The organism is Streptomyces sp. NPDC127097 (assembly GCF_042724075.1).
Classification (GTDB): Bacteria; Actinomycetota; Actinomycetes; order Streptomycetales; family Streptomycetaceae; genus Streptomyces.
Window position 1 is genome coordinate 84,939 of sequence record NZ_JBHXFI010000028.1, and the last position, 18,779, is coordinate 103,717.

16 protein-coding genes, 1 tRNA gene and 1 pseudogene are annotated in these 18,779 nt (G+C 71.4%); 5 read left to right on the plus strand and 13 right to left on the minus strand.

What is annotated here, in order from left to right; genetic code table 11:
* Positions 1-62: 62 nt before the first annotated feature.
* Both ACFWJW_RS21840 and ACFWJW_RS21845 read right to left on the minus strand, forming a co-directional pair.
* Positions 63-857 (minus strand): SDR family NAD(P)-dependent oxidoreductase, encoded by a 795-nt coding sequence (locus ACFWJW_RS21840; protein ID WP_387243767.1) that lies wholly within the window; start codon positions 855-857, stop codon positions 63-65.
* 182 nt (positions 858-1,039) lie between these two features.
* Positions 1,040-1,537, minus strand: coding sequence for a MarR family winged helix-turn-helix transcriptional regulator (locus ACFWJW_RS21845; RefSeq protein ID WP_085926438.1), 498 nt, complete (start codon positions 1,535-1,537; stop codon positions 1,040-1,042).
* 164 nt (positions 1,538-1,701) lie between these two features.
* Here ACFWJW_RS21845 and ACFWJW_RS21850 point away from each other — a divergent pair, with 164 nt between their 5' ends.
* Positions 1,702-2,526, plus strand: coding sequence for a trans-aconitate 2-methyltransferase (locus ACFWJW_RS21850; protein WP_387243771.1), 825 nt, complete (start codon positions 1,702-1,704; stop codon positions 2,524-2,526).
* 143 nt (positions 2,527-2,669) lie between these two features.
* Here the strand turns inward: ACFWJW_RS21850 and ACFWJW_RS21855 are convergent, their stop codons facing one another.
* Both ACFWJW_RS21855 and ACFWJW_RS21860 read right to left on the minus strand, forming a co-directional pair.
* Entirely contained in the window at positions 2,670-3,353 is a 684-nt protein-coding gene (locus ACFWJW_RS21855; RefSeq protein ID WP_386689315.1) for a TetR family transcriptional regulator, read from the minus strand.
* A gap of 21 nt (positions 3,354-3,374) precedes the next feature.
* The gene (locus ACFWJW_RS21860) at positions 3,375-4,388 is read right to left on the minus strand and encodes an acyl-CoA desaturase (protein ID WP_387243774.1); all 1,014 of its coding nucleotides are present in this window, start codon (positions 4,386-4,388) and stop codon (positions 3,375-3,377) included.
* A gap of 303 nt (positions 4,389-4,691) precedes the next feature.
* On the opposite strand from ACFWJW_RS21860, the gene ppc reads away from it, so the two are divergent.
* A complete protein-coding gene (gene ppc / locus ACFWJW_RS21865; RefSeq protein ID WP_387243777.1) occupies positions 4,692-7,454 on the plus strand; it encodes a phosphoenolpyruvate carboxylase in 2,763 nt (920 codons plus the stop codon).
* A 107-nt stretch (positions 7,455-7,561) separates the two neighbouring features.
* Here the strand turns inward: ppc and ACFWJW_RS21870 are convergent, their stop codons facing one another.
* From ACFWJW_RS21870 to ACFWJW_RS21900, 7 genes are all read right to left on the minus strand, one after another.
* Complete coding sequence (locus ACFWJW_RS21870) at positions 7,562-8,083, minus strand: hypothetical protein (RefSeq protein WP_387243780.1); 522 nt, start codon at positions 8,081-8,083, stop codon at positions 7,562-7,564.
* 80 nt (positions 8,084-8,163) lie between these two features.
* The gene (gene pth / locus ACFWJW_RS21875) at positions 8,164-8,751 is read right to left on the minus strand and encodes an aminoacyl-tRNA hydrolase (protein WP_387243783.1); all 588 of its coding nucleotides are present in this window, start codon (positions 8,749-8,751) and stop codon (positions 8,164-8,166) included.
* A 142-nt stretch (positions 8,752-8,893) separates the two neighbouring features.
* Positions 8,894-9,490, minus strand: coding sequence for a 50S ribosomal protein L25/general stress protein Ctc (locus ACFWJW_RS21880; RefSeq protein ID WP_387243786.1), 597 nt, complete (start codon positions 9,488-9,490; stop codon positions 8,894-8,896).
* Between the two features lie 192 nt (positions 9,491-9,682).
* Positions 9,683-10,657: a ribose-phosphate diphosphokinase gene (locus tag ACFWJW_RS21885; protein ID WP_387243789.1), complete on the minus strand. Its 975-nt coding sequence runs from the start codon at positions 10,655-10,657 to the stop codon at positions 9,683-9,685.
* A gap of 72 nt (positions 10,658-10,729) precedes the next feature.
* Positions 10,730-12,187, minus strand: coding sequence for a bifunctional UDP-N-acetylglucosamine diphosphorylase/glucosamine-1-phosphate N-acetyltransferase GlmU (glmU, locus tag ACFWJW_RS21890; protein ID WP_387243792.1), 1,458 nt, complete (start codon positions 12,185-12,187; stop codon positions 10,730-10,732).
* 132 nt (positions 12,188-12,319) lie between these two features.
* Positions 12,320-12,391, minus strand: a tRNA-Gln gene (locus tag ACFWJW_RS21895).
* A gap of 29 nt (positions 12,392-12,420) precedes the next feature.
* On the minus strand, positions 12,421-13,281 hold the full coding sequence (locus tag ACFWJW_RS21900; protein WP_387243795.1) for a hypothetical protein: 861 nt from the start codon (positions 13,279-13,281) through the stop codon (positions 12,421-12,423).
* 156 nt (positions 13,282-13,437) lie between these two features.
* Between ACFWJW_RS21900 and ACFWJW_RS21905 the strand changes: the two genes are divergently transcribed.
* The gene (locus tag ACFWJW_RS21905; protein ID WP_387243798.1) at positions 13,438-14,898 is read left to right on the plus strand and encodes a sensor histidine kinase; all 1,461 of its coding nucleotides are present in this window, start codon (positions 13,438-13,440) and stop codon (positions 14,896-14,898) included.
* 27 nt (positions 14,899-14,925) lie between these two features.
* On the opposite strand, the gene ACFWJW_RS21910 is transcribed toward ACFWJW_RS21905, so the two are convergent.
* Positions 14,926-15,489, minus strand: a complete 564-nt coding sequence (locus ACFWJW_RS21910; RefSeq protein ID WP_387243801.1) for an SUKH-3 domain-containing protein — start codon at positions 15,487-15,489, stop codon at positions 14,926-14,928.
* Positions 15,490-15,497: 8 nt separating this feature from the next.
* A complete protein-coding gene (locus tag ACFWJW_RS21915; protein ID WP_387243804.1) occupies positions 15,498-16,010 on the minus strand; it encodes a YwqJ-related putative deaminase in 513 nt (170 codons plus the stop codon).
* 321 nt (positions 16,011-16,331) lie between these two features.
* Between ACFWJW_RS21915 and ACFWJW_RS21920 the strand changes: the two genes are divergently transcribed.
* Positions 16,332-17,339 carry an SMI1/KNR4 family protein gene (locus ACFWJW_RS21920; protein ID WP_387243807.1) on the plus strand — a complete coding sequence of 336 codons (1,008 nt, stop codon included), beginning with the start codon at positions 16,332-16,334 and terminating at the stop codon, positions 17,337-17,339.
* 8 nt (positions 17,340-17,347) lie between these two features.
* Positions 17,348-18,779, plus strand: a pseudogene (locus tag ACFWJW_RS21925) (hypothetical protein); the annotation flags it as partial.

The window sequence follows — 18,779 nt, forward strand, 5'->3', positions numbered from 1 at the left end:
GACCGAAGCCCGGCGGGGCGCCGCCGCCCCGCCGTCAGCGGGCACGTCTCACGCCTCACGCCTCACGAGGAGTTCTTGTACACGCTCCAGCCGCCGTCGACGACCAGGCCCGCCCCGGTGACGAAGGACGCCTCGGGGGAGAGCAGAAAGGCGATGGCCGCGGCGACCTCCTCGGGCCGCCCCAGCCGTCGCGCCGCCGTCTCCGCGGCGCTGGCCCGCCGCTCCTCCTCGCCGATACCGTCCCAGGCCGCGGTCAGCACCGGGCCCGGCAGCACGCAGTTGACCCGCACCTCCGGCCCGTATTCGACGGCCAGTTGACGGCCCAGTCCGGTCAGCCCGGCCTTCGCCGCGGCGTAGGCGGGCCGCCCCGGCAGCCCGACCAGGGCATGCACGGACGAGGTCAGCACCACCGCGCCGCCGCGCGCCCGCAGGTCGGGCAGGGCGGCGCGTACGCCGAGGAACGAACCGGTGAGATTGACCGCCAGCTGCCGGTCCCAGTCGGCGAGCGAGATGTGCTCGGCGGCCGCCACATGCGGCAGAAAGGCGTTGCTGACCAGCCCGTCCACCGGGCCGTAGCGCCGCCGCGCCGCCTCGACGGCCCGCCGCCAGCCGTCCTCGTCCGCCACATCGCAGTGCTCGTACGAGGCGTGGCCGCCGGCTGCCCGGATGCGCCGCGCGGTGCGTTCGCCGCGCGCGTCGTCGATGTCCAGCAGCAGCACCCCGGCGCCCTCGGCCGCCAGCCGGTCGGCGGTGGCCGCCCCGATCCCGGCGGCGGCCCCGGTCACCAGGACCGTACGGCCCTCGAACCGCCTGCCGTACGGGCCGTTCGGCGGATGCGATGCGCGCTGCTGGCTCATGGCGCGATCCAAGCCCACGGGGCGAGCGGCGGGCAAGGGGACAGGGAGGGAGAGGGGCGCGCGTGAATTCAGGGGGCGCGCGCCGCCTTCTTACGCGCCGCCAAATACGGTGCGCCAACCGATCGTACGCCGGTGCGGGAAGCCGTCCCGGACGCGCCCGGGGCGGCCGCGCCCCTGGGGCCCTAGCCGGGAGTGTTGTCGAACGGGCCGGTCAACTTCCGCAGCAGCCCGGCCAGTTCGCCGCGCTGCTGCCGGGAGAGCTCGGCGAGAATCGCGCGCTCCTGGATGAGCAGCCCGGCCAGCGACCGGTCCGCCTTGTCGCGGCCCTCCGCGGTCAGCCTGACCAGCACCCCGCGCCGGTCGCTGGGGTCGGGCAGCCGCTCGACGAGGTTCTTCTTGGCCAGCCGGTCGATGCGGTTGGTCATCGTCCCCGAGGTGACCAGTGTCTGTGTCAGCAGCGCCCCGGGGGAGAGCTGATACGGCGCCCCGGCGCGCCGCAGCGCGGTGAGCACATCGAACTCCCAGGGCTCCAGGCCCACCTCGGAAAAGGCGATACGGCGGGCCCGGTCAAGGTGTCTGGCCAGCCGGGAGACGCGGCTGAGGACCTCAAGCGGCTCCACGTCGAGGTCCGGGCGCTCACGGCGCCATGCTGCGACCAGTCGGTCGACCTCGTCCTCCATGACGATCAGTGTAGAGGGTCTGTCGACATGAAGTCTCTTGACGTCGAGATATATTTCGCTGGACTATGGGCATCGTCGGCGGGGGCTCGGTTTCCAGCCGAGACGGCCCGAACCAGACCGTGCCAGCCTTGTGTCAGCCCTGCATCGGCAAAGGGGTTTCGAACATGCACGACGCACCAACCTGGGATCCGCAGCAATACCTCCGCCACTCCGGGCACCGTACCCGTCCGTTCCACGACCTGCTCAACCGGATACCCGACCTGCCCCGGCAGGACCGCACCGCCCGCATCGCCGACCTCGGCTGCGGCCCCGGCAACGTCACCGCCCAGCTCACCGCCCGCTGGCCGGACGCGCACATCACCGGATACGACAACTCCGCGGAGATGCTCAAAGAGGCCGAGACCTACGCCGGCCCCACCCCGGGCGGCGGCCACCTCGACTTCGCCCCCGCCGACGCCGCCGACTGGACGCCCGAGGAGACCTTCGACCTGATCGTCTCCAACGCGGCCCTCCAGTGGGTCCCCAACCACCCGGACTCCTTCGCCCGCTGGATCGAGGCCCTCGCCCCCGGCGGCACCTTCGCCTTCCAGGTCCCCGGCAACTTCACCTCACCCAGCCACGCCCTCCTCGGCGAACTGTGTGACGCCCCCCAGTGGCGCGAGCGGCTCACCACCCACGGCCGCCGCTTCGTCCATGTCCTCGAACCGGCCGACTACCTGGAGCGCCTCGCCGACCTCGGCTGCGCCGCCGACGTCTGGGAGACCACCTACGTCCAGCTCCTGGAGGGCGACGACCCGGTCCTCGACTGGGTCAAGGGCACCGCCCTGCGCCCCGTCCTCACCGCCCTGGAGAACGACCCGGCCGCCCGCGAAGCCTTCCTCGCCGAATACCGCGACGCCCTCCGCAAGGCTTACCCCACCGGCCGCCACGGCACGGTCTTCCCGTTCCGCCGCATCTTCGCCGTCGCCCAAAAGCCCGCCGCCGGCTGACCCGTCCCGCCCGCCGGCGGCTGTCACGGCAGCCCCCACGCCCGGTTCGTACGAAGGCCGGAGCGCAGGCGCCGGCGGGTGCGGCGGGGCCTGCTCCCGCGCGAACCGCCCGGACGCGGGCCGCCGCGGAGAGCGGGAGCCCCTCAGTTCTTCCGATGCCCTATCAACCGCGGCCTGGCCTCCAGGTTGCCCAGGCCGTGCCAGGCCAGGTTGACCAGGTGGGCCGCCACCTCGGCCTTCTTCGGTTTGCGGGTGTCGACCCACCACTGGCCGGTCAGGGCCACCATGCCGACCAGTGCCTGGGCATAGAGCGGGGCGAGTTTCGGGTCGAAGCCGCGGGCCTTGAACTCCAGGCCCAGAATGTCCTCGACCTGGGTGGCGATATCGCTGATGAGCGAGGCGAACGTGCCCGTCGACTGGGCCACGGGGGAATCGCGGACCAGGATGCGGAAGCCGTCGGTGAAGGTCTCGATGTAGTCGAGCAGCGCGAAGGCCGCCTGTTCGAGGAGTTCGCGGGGATGGCCGGCGGTCAGTGCGCCCGTCACCATGTCCAGCAGCTGCCGCATCTCGCGGTCCACCACCACCGCGTACAGGCCCTCCTTGCCGCCGAAGTGCTCGTAGACCACCGGTTTGGAAACGCCGGCCTTCGCGGCGATCTCCTCGACCGACGTGCCCTCGTAGCCCCGCTCGGCAAAGAGTGTGCGACCGATGTCCAGCAGCTGCTCCCGGCGCTCCGCACCGGTCATCCGGACCCTGCGGGCCCGCCGCGTGCCCGCGGAGGAAGACTTGCTTTTGCTGCCGCTGGTACTGCTGTCGTCGATCGCCACCCGTCAATCATGCCTTCCCCGCTACCGCCGGGCGGCACCCCCGGCGGCCTTCTCCGCGCGTCGGGCATCGAGACGGGACGCGTCCGGCCACCGGACGTCGTACGCCCAGCCCGCCTTCTCGAACCAGCGGATCAAGCGGGCGCTGGAGTCCAGCTGCCCCTTCATCACCCCGTGCCGGGCGGAGGTCGGGTCCGCGTGGTGCAGGTTGTGCCAGGACTCGCCGCACGAGAGGACGGCCAGCCACCAGACGTTCCCGGAGCGGTCGCGGGACTTGAAGGGGCGCTTGCCGACCGCGTGGCAGATGGAGTTGATCGACCAGGTGACGTGGTGTAGCAGGGCCACCCGGACCAGGGACCCCCAGAAGAACGCGCTCAGCGCGCCCTGCCAGGACCAGGTCACCAGGCCGCCCACCAGCGGCGGGATCAGCAGCGACACCGCCGTCCACAGCACGAACTGGCGGGAGATCGTCCGGATCGCCGGATCCTTGATCAGGTCCGGTGCGTACTTCTGCTGCGGCGTCTGCTCCTCGTCGAACATCCAGCCGATGTGCGCCCACCACAGGCCCTTCATCAGGGCGGGCACCGTCTCACCGAAGCGCCACGGCGAATGCGGGTCGCCCTCGGCGTCGGAGAACTTGTGGTGCTTGCGGTGATCCGCCACCCAGCGCACCAGCGGCCCCTCCACGGCCAGCGACCCCATGATCGCGAGCGCGATCCGCAGCGGCCGCTTCGCCTTGAACGAACCATGCGTGAAGTAACGGTGGAAGCCGATCGTGATGCCGTGGCAGCCGATGTAGTACATCGCCACCATCAGCGCCAGGTCGAGCCAGCTCACCCCCCAGCCCCAGGCCAGTGGCACCGCGGCCACCAGCGCCACGAACGGGACGGTGATGAACAGCAGGAGCGAGATCTGCTCGACCGACCTGCGCTGCTCGCCGCCGAGCGTCGCGGACGGAACCGGCGCACCGGCGGCCGCACCAACGGCGGAATCGGCGGGAATCGGGGGATCTTCTACGGCTTCAGGACCAGCGGTCATGGTGTCCCTCGTCGGGGGCTCGGGGGCACGGCTACGGCTACGGAACCGTAACCTACGGTCTCGTAAGTATGGCAGTGCCGCAGCCCCGGGCAAGGCCGTGACAGGCGCCACACCCGCCCGGCTGTGACGCAGTGCCCACCCAGCGGACGGTGTGATCTGCGGAGGCTGGGCAGACCTATCCTGGGGACGTCGGACAGCGCGGTCCGCAACCCGCCCGCATCAGACCTGCCCAATCCGTCGCCCGTCCCGACCCCACCCATGGGTCACGTGCGACGTCCCTGATCGCCGCAAGGAGCCGCACCTGTGAGCAGTGCCGACAACACTCCAGCCGAGATCGTGTCCATCGAAGGCCCGGAAACCGGCCCGAGCGACAACGTCGCCCTGCGCGCCGACATCCGCCGCCTCGGTGATCTCCTCGGCGAGACCCTCGTCCGACAGGAGGGGAAGGAACTGCTCGACCTGGTCGAGCAGGTACGCGCCCTGACCCGCTCCGACGGCGAAGCCGCTGCCGGGCTCCTGGGCGACACCGACCTGGCCACCGCCGCCAAGCTGGTGCGCGCCTTCTCCACGTACTTCCACCTCGCGAACGTCACCGAGCAGGTCCACCGCGGCCGCGAGCTGGGCGCCCGGCGCGCCGCCGAGGGCAGCATCCTCGCCCGCACCGCCGACATGCTGAAGGACGCCGACCCCGAGCACCTGCGCGCCACCGCCGGCAACCTCGGCGTACGCCCCGTCTTCACCGCGCACCCCACCGAGGCCGCCCGGCGCTCCGTCCTCACCAAGCTCCGCAAGGTCGCCGAGCTGCTGGACAGCCCCGAGAGCGAGCGCCGCCGCGCCGACCTGCGGCTGGCCGAGAACATCGACCTCATCTGGCAGACGGACGAGCTGCGCGTCGCCCGCCCCGAGCCCACCGACGAGGCCCGCAACGCCATCTACTACCTCGACGAGCTGGGCCGCGGCGCGGTCGGCGACGTCCTGGAGGACCTCGCCGCCGAGCTGGAGCGGGCCGGCACCGAGCTGCCCGCCGGCACCCGCCCGCTCACCTTCGGCACCTGGATCGGCGGCGACCGCGACGGCAACCCCAACGTCACCCCCCAGGTCACCTGGGACGTCCTGCTGCTCCAGCACGAGCACGGCATCACCGACGCCCTGGAGCACGTCGACGAGCTGCGCGGCGCGCTGTCCAACTCCATCCGCAACTGCGGCGCCACCGACGAGCTGCTCGCCTCCCTCCAGAGCGACCTCGACCTCCTCCCGGAGATCAGCCCGCGCTACAAGCGGCTGAACAGCGAGGAGCCCTACCGCCTCAAGGCGACCTGCATCCGGCAGAAGCTCCTCAACACCCGCGAGCGCCTCGCCGGCGACACCCCGCACGTCCCCGGCCGGGACTACCTCGGCACCACCGAGCTCCTCGACGACCTCGCGCTCATCCAGACCTCGCTGCGGGAACACCGCGGCGGCCTGGTCGCCGACGGCCGTCTGGAGCGCACCCTGCGCACCATCGCCGCGTTCGGCCTCCAGCTCGCCACCATGGACATCCGCGAGCACGCCGACGCGCACCACCACGCCCTCGGCCAGCTCTTCGACCGCCTCGGCGAGGAGTCCTGGCGTTACGTGGACATGCCGCGCGACTACCGCCGCAAGCTCCTCGCCAAGGAACTGCGCTCGCGCCGTCCGCTGGCCCCCACCCCGGCCCCCCTCGACGAGGCCGGCGCCAAGACGCTCGGCGTCTTCCACACCATCCTCAAGGCCAAGGACACCTTCGGCCCCGAGGTCATCGAGTCCTACATCATCTCGATGTGCCAGGGCTCCGACGACGTCTTCGCCGCCACCGTCCTCGCCCGCGAGGCCGGCCTGATCGACCTGCACGCCGGCTGGGCCAAGGTCGGCATCGTGCCGCTGCTGGAGACCACCGACGAGCTGAAGATCGCCGACCAGCTGCTCGACGAGATGCTCGCCGACCCCTCCTACCGGCGTCTGGTCGCCCTGCGCGGCGACGTCCAGGAGGTCATGCTCGGCTACTCCGACTCCTCCAAGTTCGGCGGCATCACCACCTCCCAGTGGGAGATCCACCGCGCCCAGCGCCTGCTGCGCGACGTCGCCCACCGGCACGGCGTCCGGCTGCGGCTCTTCCACGGCCGCGGCGGCACCGTCGGCCGCGGCGGCGGCCCCTCCCACGACGCGATCCTCGCCCAGCCGTACGGCACCCTCGAAGGCGAGATCAAGGTCACCGAGCAGGGCGAGGTCATCTCCGACAAGTACCTGGTCCCGTCGCTGGCGCGGGAGAACCTGGAGCTGACGGTCGCCGCCACCCTCCAGGCGTCCGCCCTGCACACCGCCCCCCGGCAGTCCGACGAGGCGCTGGCCCGCTGGGACGCGGCCATGGAGAAGGTCTCCGACGCGGCCCACGGCGCCTACCGCCGCCTGGTCGAGGACCCGGACCTGCCCGCGTACTTCTTCGCCTCCACCCCCGTCGACCAGCTCGCCGAGCTCCACCTGGGATCGCGCCCCTCGCGCCGCCCGGACTCCGGCGCCGGCCTCGACGGACTGCGCGCCATCCCGTGGGTCTTCGGCTGGACCCAGTCCCGCCAGATCGTCCCCGGCTGGTTCGGCGTCGGCACCGGCCTCAAGGCCGCCCGCGAAGCCGGACTCGACAGCGTGCTGGACGAGATGCACGAGTACTGGCACTTCTTCCGCAACTTCCTGTCCAACGTCACCATGACGCTGGCCAAGACCGACCTGCGGATCGCCCAGCACTACGTCGACACCCTGGTCCCCGACGAGCTCAAGCACGTCTTCGACGTCATCAAGGCCGAGCACGAGCTCACCGTCGCCGAGGTCCTGCGCGTCACCGGCGAAAAGGAGCTCCTCGACTCCAACCCGGTCCTCAAGCAGACCTTCCACATCCGCGACGCCTACCTGGACCCGATCTCCTACCTCCAGGTCTCGCTGCTGCACCGCCAGCGCAGCGCCGCCGAACGCGGCGAGGAGGCCGACCCGGTCCTCGCCCGCGCCCTGCTGCTGACCGTCAACGGCGTCGCCGCCGGACTGCGCAACACCGGCTGACCCGGCCCGGCACACACCACGGCGGCGGCCCGCCCTCCCACCGAGGAGGACGGGCCGCCGCCGTATCAGTCCCGGGAAGCCCTGGAGGCAGCAGTCCCGGGGAAGCTCTAGAGCGCCGCGAAGGCCGCGCCCAGCAACACCGCCCCCAACAGGCCCATCACCCACGCCGTACGCCGCAGCCGCATCCCCCCGGCCACCACCAGCGCCGCCAGCAGCAACGACCCCGCGAACGGCACCCACGCATGCAGGATCCCGGCCGCCCCGGTCCGCACCGCATGCGTCGTCCCCGGCTTGACCGTCACCTCGACCTGCGTGCCCTTGTCCGCGGCGCCCTCCGCGATCGACACCTTCGCCAGCTTCTGCGTCTCACCCGACGACGGCTCGTACGGGCCCGTGCACCGCTCGCCCGCACACGCCGACACCGTCATCATGCCGCGCCCCTGTGCCTTGACGAGCATCGCGTACTGCGCCGTCTGCCACGACGTCCACACCCCCGCAACCAGCAGGAGCAACGCCAGCAGACCCATCACCCCCACCCGGGCGACGAGCAGCGCCCCATAGGCGCTCTCACCGACCCGCCGGGTACGACTACGTCTGACCGAACGGGTGCGCGTACTGCTTCTGGGCATGGCCGCGATCCTTGGCCATGCACCAGCACCCGGTCAACCTCCGACAACGGTTCGTCAGAGCCTGACCACACCTGCCCTATTCAGGAGTTGTACGTACTCTGCGCCCGTTCCAGACCATCGACGATCAGCGTCTCCACCGCATCCGCCGCCCGGTCCACGAAATAGTCCAACTCACGCCGCTCGGCCGCGGAAAAGTCCTTCAGCACGAAATCCGCCACCTGCATACGGCCCGGCGGACGCCCGATCCCGAACCGCACCCGGTGATACTCCGCCCCCAGCGACTTCGTGATCGACTTCAGACCGTTGTGACCGTTGTCACCGCCGCCCAGCTTCAGCCGCAGCGCACCGTAATCAATATCCAACTCATCGTGAATCGCCACGATATGGGCCACCGGCACCTTGTAGAAATCCCGCAGCGCGGTCGTCGGCCCACCCGACAGATTCATGAACGTCCCCGGCTTCGCCACCACCACACGACGGCTCGACGGACCCGGCGCACCACAACGCCCCTCCACCACCTGAGCCCGTGACTTGTGCGCCTTGAAACGGCCCCCCATCCGCTCCGCCAGCAAATCCGCCACCATGAACCCCACATTGTGGCGATTACGCGCATACTCCGGGCCCGGATTACCCAGCCCCACCACCAGCCACGGATCAGCGTCCGCCATCTCAGCCACTCCCACATCCGCCGGCCACACCCGCCGGCCCCGACCGCAACTGCCCATGAAACAGCCCAACCGCCACCCCGCGCCCAAAGGCGCGCGGCAGCGGCTGGCCAAAGCGCTGAGAACCCGCCTCAGCGAAAACGACTCAGGCTTCGGCGCCCTCGGCGCCCTCACCCTCGGCGGCCTCCTCGGCCGGCGCCTCCGCCTGCGCCGCGACGACCTGGAGCACCACGGCGTCGTCCTCCACGCCCAGCGACACACCGGACGGCAGCGCGATGTCCTTGGCGTACACCGAGTGACCGGCGTCCAGACCCGCGATGGAGATCGTCACCGACTCCGGGATGTGGGTGGCCTCGGCCTCGACCGGCAGGGTGTTCAGCACGTACTCGAGGAGGTTGCCGCCCGGGGCCAGCTCGCCCTCGGTGTGGATCGGCAGCTCGACGTTGACCTTCTCGCCCTTCTTCACGGCCAGGAAGTCCACGTGCACCAGGAAGCCACGGATCGCCTCACGCTGCACGGCCTTGGGGATGACCAGCTCGCTCTTGCCGTCGAACTCCAGACGGATCAGCGCGTTCGGGGTCTTCAGCGCCATCATCAGCGCGTGGTTGTGGATCGCCACGTGCTGCGGCTCCGCGCCGTGACCGTAAATGACCGCCGGAACCAGGTCCGCACGGCGCGCACGACGGGCGGCACCCTTACCGAAGTCGGAACGGACCTGGGCGTCGAGCTTGACCTCAGCCATGACTGCACTCCTCGTATCTCAGAAACATCTGGTGGGCGTCACCCGGCCCACGACAGACCTGCTACGAAGAGCGCGTCGATAACGGACAGCCACCACAAAAGGGCGGCCTCCCTCGCCGAGCAACTCGATGAGTCTACCCGGCCGGAAGGCCGCCCCAAAGTCGATCAGCGAGGAACTACCTCACCGCACGATTCACTGCTCCTCGAAGAGGCTCGTCACCGAACCGTCCTCGAACACCTCACGCAGCGCGCGGGCGATCGTCGGCGCCATCGACAGCACCGTGATCTTGTCCAGCTCCAGCTCCGAAGGCGTCGGCAGCGTATTCGTGAACACGAACTCGCTCACCTTCGAATTCTTCAGCCGGTCCGCCGCCGGACCCGACAGCACACCGTGCGTCGCCGTCACGATCACATCCGACGCGCCATTCGCGAACAGTGCGTCCGCCGCCGCGCAGATCGTGCCACCGGTGTCGATCATGTCGTCGACCAGGACACACACCCGGTCCCGCACATCGCCGACGACCTCGTGCACGGTGACCTGATTCGCCACGTCCTTGTCGCGCCGCTTGTGCACGATCGCCAGCGGCGCACCCAGACGGTCACACCAGCGGTCCGCCACCCGCACCCGGCCCGCGTCCGGCGACACGACCGTCAGCTTCTCGCGGTCCACCTTCGCGCCCACGTAGTCCGCGAGGACCGGCAGCGCGAAAAGGTGATCCACCGGGCCGTCGAAGAAGCCCATGATCTGGTCGGTGTGCAGATCCACCGTGACCACACGGTCCGCACCGGCCGTCTTCATCAGATCCGCGATCAGCCGCGCCGAAATCGGCTCACGGCCACGGTGCTTCTTGTCCTGACGCGCATAACCGTAGAACGGCACGACCACGGTGATGCTCCGGGCCGAGGCCCGCTTCAGCGCATCAATCATGATCAGCTGTTCCATGATCCACTTATTGATCGGAGCCGTGTGGCTCTGAATCAAAAAGCAGTCCGCGCCACGCGCCGACTCCTGATAGCGGACATAGATCTCGCCATTGGCGAAGTCGAATGCCTTCGTCGGGACCAGGCCCACACCCAGCTGGTGCGCGACCTCCTCGGCAAGCTCGGGGTGGGCGCGGCCGGAGAAGAGCATCAGCTTCTTCTCGCCGGTCGTCTTGATCCCGGTCACAGCAAATCTCCTCGAATCACAGTTTGCGTGCGCTCATCACGGTACGCCCCGCACGGCGTGCCCTCTGCACGATCACCGCTCGCCCTCGGACTCCTGGCGAGCAGCCGAAGCCGCCTGCGCGGCGGCACTTCCAGGCCGCTTGCGCGCGACCCAACCCTCGATATTCCGCTGCTGGCCACGCGCGACCGCCAGCGAACCCGGGGGCACATCCTTGGTGATAACCGAGCCGGCCGCCGTATAAGCGCCGTCCCCGATCGTGACCGGAGCCACAAACATGTTGTCCGACCCCGTCCTGCAATGTGAACCGACCGTCGTGTGGTGCTTCGCCTCACCGTCGTAGTTCACAAAGACACTCGCCGCACCGATATTGGTGAACTCACCAATCGTCGCATCCCCCACATACGAAAGATGCGGCACCTTCGTCCCCTCACCGATCGACGCGTTCTTCATCTCCACGTACGCACCGGCCTTCGACTTCGGACCAAGATCCGTCCCCGGACGCAGATAGGCGTAAGGCCCGACATTCGCCCCGTCGCCAATGCGCGCACCCTCGGCCACCGTGAACGACGCCACCGCGCCCGCACCCACCGACGTATCCGTCAGCCGGGAATGCGGACCCACCTCGGCACCCGACGCGATATGCGTGGCACCCAGCAGCTGCGTCCCCGGATGCACCGTCGCATCAGGCTCGAACGTCACCGACACATCCACCCACGTCGACGCCGGATCCACCACCGTCACACCGGCCAGCATCGCCCGCTCCAGCAACCGGTCGTTCAGCAGCCGCCGCGCCTGCGCCAGCTGCACCCGGTTGTTGATCCCCAGAATCTCCCGGTGATCCGCGGCCACCGCCGCACCGACCCGGTGCCCGGCCTCCCGCACGATGCCCAGCACATCGGTCAGGTACTCCTCACCCTGACTGTTGTCCGTCCGCACCTTGCCGAGCGCATCGACCAGCAGCCGCCCGTCAAAGGCGAACACCCCGGAATTGATCTCCCGGATCGCCCGCTGCGCCACGCTCGCGTCCTTGTGCTCGACGATCGCGGTCACCGCGCCCGAGCCTTCCTCACGCACGATGCGCCCATAACCCGTCGCGTCCGGCACCTCGGCCGACAGCACCGTGACGGCGTTACCGTCCGCGGCGTGCGTGTCACCGAGCAGCCGGAGCGTCTCACCGGTCAGCAGCGGGGTGTCACCACAGACGACGATCACCGTGCCGTCGATGGCCACACCGCTCTGGCTCAGCTCCTCCAGAGCCGTACGTACCGCGTGACCGGTGCCGTTCTGCTCGTGCTGCACGGCGGTGCGCACGCCGGGATCGATCTCGGAGAGATGTGCCTGCACCTGCTCACGGGCGTGGCCGACGACCACGACGAGATGCTCGGGGTCCAGCTCACGGGAGGCGGCGACGACATGGCCGACGAGGGAGCGGCCGGAGACGGTGTGCAGGACCTTTGGGGTGGCCGACTTCATGCGGGTGCCCTCACCCGCTGCGAGAACGACGACGGCTGCCGGGCGGTTGGCGCTCACGGGGATGCCCTTCGGCTTCTTGGCTACTTCGGGTGGTGGTCATCCGAAGGATACCGGTGCGTATTGCAGCCGAAACGCGGGCGGGTCCTGACGTGGTGGTCAGGACCCGGAAAATCGCCTGTTGTGGGTGTGCTCCCCTGCCAGGACTCGAACCCGGACATAAGGCACCAAAAGCCTCAGTGCTGCCAATTACACCACAGGGGATAGTAAAGCGGCCCAAACCGGACATCTCGTCAGTCTGGCCGCTTGGCACCCAACACTATGCCGTACCACCAGCCTTCGATGCGACGGTATAGCTCTGCACTTTGTAGCACCCGGACCACCAGGCAGCCGCGGTAGCCCTCTCCGACGTTCTTGCGCGTGGTCTTGGGGTTGTGCTTCTTGATCGTGGTCTTCTGGAGCGCGGCGACGTCCACGCCGACGAGTTCGGCCCAGTAGTGCTCGGCCGTCTCCACGTCGGCGGTCATGTGGATCATGACCCGGTAGGCAATCCGATCCGGCGCCACGCCGAGCAGGCGCAGCCAGGCCAGGAAGACCTCGATGACGCCGGGGTCACTGTTGACGAACTGGACGTGTTCCCGCCGGTTGTACGGCTTGTCCTTGGCTCCCTCGGCCCAGTAGAGGGCGGCTCCGGCGAAGAGGAGCTCCCGGTCCGACAGGTCGCCGACCTCCTGGGTCGCTGCGCTCTTCGTTTCCCGGCGCTCCCTGTCCCGTACCGCCAGCTCGTGCTCCCACCGTTTTTCGCGGGCGATCCGGGCCTGCTCCGCCGGGGTGCGGCGCGGCGCCGGCTTCGGCAGATCCCGTACCCACAGCGAGATCGAACTCTTCGAGCAGCCCAGTTCGACCTGGATGGCGTCGTAGGTCAGGCCCTGCTTGCGCAGTTGGCGGGCGCGGGCGCGGAGGTCGTCCTTGGCGTTGGGGCGGCGGGTCCAGTCGGGGGCGGGGACGCCTTCGAGGAGGCGGTTGAGGATGTCGTTGTTGTGGAGGTGGAGGCGGTCGCGGATCTGGCGGCGGCTGAGGCCGGCCCGGCGCAGGGCGACGGCCTGGGGGCGTAAGGACTCGTAGTCGGGGTGGTCCCGGTGGGGGTTCGGCATGGGATCAGGGTGACGCGTGCGGGCAGGCGGATGTATCGAAAATGTGGGCGATTCAGTAGTTCGAGTGGTGACCGGCGGTAAGGGCTGGTAACGGCCCGGGTCGTGGCTGATAACGGGGCGGGGGAATCGGGTGCGGGCGCCCGTAGGCTGGTCGGTATGACCGCGACGGGGGCAAGTGAAGGTGTGGGGGCGCGGGGCGCGCCGGTGAGCGGGCCGTGGTGGTGGGCCCGGCGGCGGAGTGCCGTGCTGGATGTGGTGCTGGCGGCGGCTTCGGCGGTGGAGTGTGCGTTCGAGGGCGCGCGGTTCGCCTCGGGGGCGCAGCTGCCGGAGCTGGTCGGGGTGCTGCTCGGCCTGCTGGCGGGTCCGGTGCTGTTGTTGCGCCGGCGCTGGCCGGTGGTGGTGGTGCTGGTCTCGATAGCGGTGATCCCGGCGGAGATGGGCGGGCTGCTGAGCACGGTGGGGCTGTACACGCTCGCCGCGTCGGATGTGCCGCGCCGGATCACCGGGGTGCTGGCGGGGATGACCGTGGCGGGGACGTTGGTGACGACGTTCCTCAGCCTGCGGCAGGACGTGCTGGCGCAGGAGGACTTCCAGCCGCCGATGTGGCTGCTGCCGGCGATGTCGCTGGCGCTGGGGCTGGTGCTGACGGCGCCGCCGGTGCTGTGGGGGCTGTATGTCGGGGCCCGGCGGCGGCTCGTGGAGAGTCTGCGGGAGCGGGCGGACGGTCTGGAGCGTGAGCTGTCGTTGCTGGCGGACCGGGCCGAGGAGCGGGCGGAGTGGGCCCGTAACGAGGAGCGGACGCGGATCGCGCGGGAGATGCACGATGTGGTCGCGCACCGGGTGAGTCTGATGGTGGTGCATGCGGCGGCGTTGCAGGCGGTGGCGCTGAAGGACCCGGAGAAGGCGTCGAAGAACGCGGGGCTGGTCGGTGACATGGGGCGGCAGGCGCTGACGGAGCTGCGGGAGATGCTGGGGGTGCTGCGGACGGCCGACGGGGCGGCGGTGCGGGGCGCGGCGGCGTCGGGTGCGCCGGAGCGGCTGGCGGCGGTGGCGTCCCGGGCGGGTGCGCAGGCGACGGTGCAGGCGCGGTCGCCGGAGGTGTCCGTGGTGGCGGAGTCGGCGGGGGGCGGGGGTCCTGAGGGCGGTGTGCCGGTGCCGGCGCAGGCTGCCGCGGAGGCGGATTCCGAGGGGCCGTATCTGGCGGAGCTGGGGGATCTGGTGGGTCAGTCCCGGGCGGCCGGGATGGTCGTCGAGCTGACGGTGGACGGGGTGGCCGAGGGGGAGCCGGCGGCTGCCGCCGGGCAGCGGTATGCGCCGCCGGTGGAGCGGACCGTCTACCGGGTGGTGCAGGAGGCGCTGACGAATGTGCACAAGCATGCGCCGGGTGCGCGGGCGCGGGTGCGGCTGGCGCACCGGGACGGTGAGCTCGCGGTGCAGGTGGAGAACGGCCCCAGTGAGGGCGGCGCGGCCGATGCGGGGCTGCCCAGCGGCGGCAATGGCCTGGTGGGGATGCGGGAGCGGGTGACGGCGCTGGGCGGGGTGTTCGTGTCGGGCCCGACGGAGGCCGGTGGCTTCCGGGTGTCGGCGGTGCTGCCGGCGGCCTCCGCGGTGCGCTGACCCCGCCGTGCGCGGGGCGGTGGCGGTTCAGTCGCCGGTGTGGCCCGCGACGCCCAGCCGTACGGGCCGGGTCCCCAGCACCAGGACCCCCAGCGCGCTGTCGATGTCCGGTCCCAGGTACCAGTCGCCGGTGTGGTCGAGGCTGTAGACGCGGCCTTCGGCGTCGATGGCGAGGGTGGCCTGGCCGTAGGTGGCGCCGTCGTGGGTGGTGAGTTCTTCGCGGCCGAGGGGGGCCACGTCGGTTTCCAGGGCGCGGCCGAGGTCGCCGAGGGTGCGGGCGAGGTGGAGGCCGTGCAGCGGGTCGATGGCGAAGGGGGTGGGGGCGATGTGCCGGCCGGGGCCGGGGCCGGTGAGGCGCAGTCCGCCGAATTCGGCCCAGGCTTCGACGGCGGCGGCGAAGACGGTGTGGCGGTGGCCCGCGGGGGAGGTGTGGGCGCGGAGGGTGTCGGCCCAGTGTTCCGCCTGCTTTATGTCCCAGCGGCCGGGGTGCCAGCCGGCTTCGTGCAGGGCGACGTCGACGGCGGCGGGGAAGCGGGTCGAGTCGGTCCGGTCGTGGGCGGGGGTGCGGGGGCCGGGAGTGGTGGGCGGCATGGTGGCGGTCAGCTTCCTGTGGGCGTGGTGCCGCTGATGGGCATGACGCCGAAGTGGGCGAGGAGGGCGTCGCAGGAGCGGCAGGGCGGGGCGTAGCTGCCGTGCTGGGGGTCGCCGTCCTCGCGGATGTGGCGTGCGGTGAGTTTGGAGTGTTTGAGGGAGCGGCGGGCTTCGCCGTTGGTGAGGGGTTTGCGGGAGGCGCGTTTGCCGCGGTTGCCTTCGACGGCGGTGAGGTGCCGGGAGAGCAGGACGGCTTCGGGGCAGCGTCCGGTGAAACGTTCGCGTTGTGCGGTGGGGAGGGTGTCGAGGAAGTCCTGGACGAGGGGGTGCAGGGCGGGGGGCTGTTCGGCCTTGCCGGCGGTGCAGGTGAGTGTTTGTCCGCGTACCGACAGGGCGGCGCCGATGGTGGGGAGGATGCCGTCGCGGCGGTGGTGGAGGGCGGGTGCGCCGTCGGCGGTGCCGCTCCAGCCGATGCGGGGGTCGCCGGCGGCTGAGTTGTGGTGGCGTGCGGTGGTGCTCATGGTGGTGCTTTCCCTCCCCGAATCCCCGTGTCGCTGGGGGTCCCCCCGGCCCTAGGTGGGGGAGGGTCAGCCTGCCAAATGTGCTGGGTGTTGCGGTAGTCGGGCGGGCTGTCGGTGATCTCACGGCGGGCTGACGGGGCGTCGGTCGTGGGGTAACGGAGCTGGTGGGCGGGGTGGTGCGCGGGGGGCTCGGGGGTGGTGGGGCGGTGGGTGACGTCGGTGTGTCGCGGGGCTGACGGACGGGGGCGGGGGAGGGCGGAGGGCATTGCGGTACGGCTTAGGCTGTGCTCCAAAGCCAGCTTCAGCCAGGGGGCAAGCGCGATGACGACAGGTCGGCAAGGGCTGGGGGCACTCCCCGGCCCCCGGGCGGCGGGACATGCCGCGCCACCGAATTCGGCCTATGCCGGGCAGGTCGTGCATTTTCCGGATCCGGTCCGTGCCGCACGGTACCCCGCCGGTGTGCGGATGGACGAACGGGGATTCCCGGAGTTCTCGCCGTACGCGCGCGCGGCGGCGGAGATCGCCGAGCCGCCGGAGGGATTCGGCGTCGATGAACTGCGGCTGACGGACTATGTCTCGGCGAACGCGGCCCTGCACGCGCAGGGGCACGAGCTGTGGATAGAGGTGCCGGCGGTGGCGACGCCGCACGGCTGGACCTGGCATCACGTGGCCGGCACCCGGCGGATGGAGCTGATCCCGGTCGAGGTGAAGGCGCTGCTGCGGCATCACGGCGGGCTGGCGACGGCCGCCGTGGCGCACGACAAGCGCGGTACCCGCCCGTTGCAGGAGACCCGGCCGGCGCACTTCGGGCTGCCGCACCGTGATCTGTCCGTGGGCGAGGAGCAGTTGGCGCAGGCGGAGGAGGCGCTGGGCTACCGGCTGCCGGGTGCCTACCGGTCGTTCCTGAAGGCGGCGGGCGGCTGTGCGCCGGTGGGGGCGGCGCTGGACGCGGAGTTGGGGCTGCTGGTCGACCAGCCGTTCTTCACGGTGCGCGATGACGCGGCGGTCAACGACCTGCTCTATGTGAACAAGTGCCTGCGGGACCACTTCACCAAGGACTATCTGGGCGTGGCGTTCGTGCAGGGCGGTGTGGTCGCGGTGAAGGTGCGCGGCGAGGCGCTCGGCTCGGTGTGGTTCTGCCCGTACGACGATGCGCGGGACCAGGACGGGTGGACGGTGCAGGAGCGGGTCGAGCGGCTGTTGTTGCCGTGCGGCGCGGATTTCGATGACTTTCTCCAGCGGCTGGCGGGCAATCCGCCGGAGCTGGAGACGGTGGCGGATCTGATGGTCGACGGCGGCTTCGCGTACGCGGTCGCGGTGGGGAGCTGAGCACGGTGGTGACGTTCGCGCAGGCGCAGGAGCGCGCCGAGCGGTGGGTGAACGGTGACGTGCCGGCGGCGCTCCATCGTGAGGTGCGGGTGCGGGAGTTCGATCTGGGCTTCGTGGCCTGGGCCGAGGACCGGGATGGGGGTCCCCCCGGTGCCGAAGGCTCTGGGGGAGGTCCGGCGGCGGAGGGCGGCCGGGCCCGGCTGGTGATCGCGCGGGACAGCGGGGAGACGACGCTGTGGCCGGGGCTGCCGGTGGGCGAGGTGATCCGGCGTTACGAGGAGGAGTACGGCGCCGCGGTGGACGGCGGCGGGGACGGGGCGCCGCCGCAGCGGATCGACCTGGAGGCCACCTCGTTCCTGCTGACGCCGCCGGAGTGGTTGCAGGAGGCGGCGGACGCGCGGGGCGTTGCGGAGCAGCGGGGCGCGGGCGGTGCGCAGGCCCCGGCGGCCCCGCCGGCCGTGCCCGCTCCCGCGCACGCCCCCGAGGCGTCGGCCTCGGACGCCTGGGCCGAGGTGAGCGTCAACGGCACGGACGGCGCGGCCGCGCAGAGCGGTGCGCAGCCGGCGGAGACGGGCCCGGGGGCCGGTGCCTCCGGTGTGCCGACGCCGTGGGCCGACGCGGACACCACCTCCGGTGCGGGGGGCGAGGACCGTTCGGTGGGGCTGCCCGCCACGGTGTTCGCACCGCCGCTGGCGGGTTTCGACGAGGAGGACGACGCCCCGTCGGCGCCGCGGTCCCGGCCGGAGGCCAAGACCGAACTTCTGCACGGTGGCAGTCAGTTGCCGCGTACGCAGGTCTCGCCGGCGCTGCCGGAGGACGGGGCCCGGCCCGGCGGCGGTCCGCTGCCGCCGCCGATGCCGCCCGCGCCGCCGGCCGCCGCTCCGCTGCCGGATCTGCCGCCGCCGTCGGGTGTGCCGGTCACCGATGTGCCGCCCCCGCCGGGTGCCGGTACGCCCGCCGCGGCCGGGCCGGGGGTGCCGCCTCCTGCCGCGCCGCCCGCGCCGCCCGCCGGCGGTGGGGTGCATGCCGCCGCGACGATGCTGGCCGACGGCTCGGCGCTGCCCGGTAACGCCGCCGCGGGCCCGCCCCCGCCGCCCGCCGCACCCGGTCCGCCCGGTGCGGGCCGGGACGGTGCGCCGCAGCAGGCCGACGGCGGCCCCGCGGCGTCCGGCCCCGGTGCGCCCGGCGGGCCGGCCGGTGGTTATGTGCCGACGCAGCTGGTCTCGCAGCTGGACGCGGCGGACGTGGATCTCAGCGCGGTGGACGGGCCGGGCGGGGCGGAGGCGTCCGACGGGTCCGGCTCCGGTGGCGCGGGTTCCCCCGCGGCCGGCGGTCCCGGGTCCGGCGGGGTGCATGCCGCCGCGACGATGCTCGCCGACGGCGCGGCCCTTCAGGCTCCCCTCGGGGGTGCGGGCGGTGCCGCCGCCGGCCCCGGGGTGC